This is a genomic window from Candidatus Symbiopectobacterium sp. NZEC135, from assembly GCF_025962695.1.
In genome coordinates this window covers 1-573 of the sequence record NZ_JAGFPF010001373.1, presented here as the reverse complement: position 1 = coordinate 573, position 573 = coordinate 1, and the positions used below count along the sequence as shown (strand labels likewise).

Genomic DNA, 573 nt, shown 5'->3' with positions numbered 1-573 from the left:
GTTCTGATCCAACGGACGTTCGTTTTCCACGATGGTGCAAATTTTGCCCTGCGGTGCAATCAACGTGCCTATCGCGCCCCAGTGTCCGTCGGTGTCGTTCAGGCAGAAAATATAATCCACCTGGGTGATGCCCGCTTTTTTCAGCTCACCGACCAAATCGCGATAATCAACCACCAGATCCGCTCCGCGCTGGCGGCACCATTCTGCCGAATCAGGACGGGATGCCGTGGCGATAACCTTGACCTCACTGCGCAGTGCCGCCAGTGAGATAGCCAGAGAACCGACGCCGCCCGCGCCGCCGATAATCAGCAGATTTTTCCCCGCATCCGCGTCCTGAATCTCAAGGTGCTCAAACAGTCCTTCCCAGGCGGTAAGTGCGGTCAGCGGCAGGGCAGCGGCGGCAGCCCAGTCGAGAGAGACGGGTTTGTGCGACACAATACGTGCATCAATGAGCTGGTGCGAGCTGTTGCTGCCAGCGCGCGTGATATCGCCCGCATACCACACTTCATCTCCCACTTGAAAACCACTGACGCGATCGCCAATGGCAAGCACGGTGCCACTGGCATCCCAGCC

At 58.8% G+C, this 573-nt stretch carries 1 protein-coding gene; it reads right to left on the bottom strand.

Annotated features, from left to right (window positions below):
• Positions 1 to 573, bottom strand: a 573-nt coding sequence (locus tag J5224_RS34325; protein ID WP_264629304.1) for a zinc-binding dehydrogenase, incomplete at both ends; no start/stop codon positions are given.